This window comes from Oleiphilus sp. HI0132 (assembly GCF_001635845.1).
In genome coordinates this window covers 1-670 of record NZ_LWGJ01001061.1, presented here as the reverse complement: position 1 = coordinate 670, position 670 = coordinate 1, and the positions used below count along the sequence as shown (strand labels likewise).

Genomic DNA, 670 nt, shown 5'->3' with positions numbered 1-670 from the left:
GATTATGCTTACAACCAGAAATATGGCTTCAGGGATTACCGCGGGGGCGGTCGTTCTTCTGCTCGAGAAACAGCAATGCGTGTTGCAGCGGGTGCTATCGCCAAGAAATACTTGAAGCAATCGTTTGGTATTGAAATCAACGGTTACCTGTCTCAGCTGGGTCCAATTAAAGTTGAAAAAGTGGATATGTCTATCGTCAATGACAATCCATTTTTCTGCCCTGATGCCGGTAAAGTCGGTGAGATGGAAGATTATATGAAAGCGCTGAATAAAGAGGGTAACTCTATTGGCGCGAAAATTTCTGTTGTTGCACGCAATGTACCACCTGGTTTGGGTGAGCCAATCTTTGACCGGCTAGATGCCGAGCTGGCGCATGCCTTTATGAGTATCAATGCCGTAAAAGGTGTGGAAATTGGTGCAGGTTTTGATTGTATTGAGCAAAAGGGCACAGAGCATAGAGACGAGATGACGCCGGAAGGGTTTCTTTCGAATCACGCGGGCGGTGTCTTAGGTGGTATTTCAACCGGGCAGGATATTGTTGCACATATGGCCTTGAAACCGACTTCAAGTATTCATTTGCCGGGTAGAAGTATTGATACCGCAGGGAATCAGATTGAAGTATCAACTAAAGGCCGTCACGACCCGTGTGTGGGTATTCGCGCTACGCCCA

At 47.2% G+C, this 670-nt stretch carries 1 protein-coding gene; it reads left to right on the top strand.

The window, feature by feature from the left end:
* The coding region (gene aroC / locus A3766_RS13300) for a chorismate synthase (RefSeq protein WP_068642334.1) at positions 1–670 on the top strand (670 nt) is incomplete at both ends.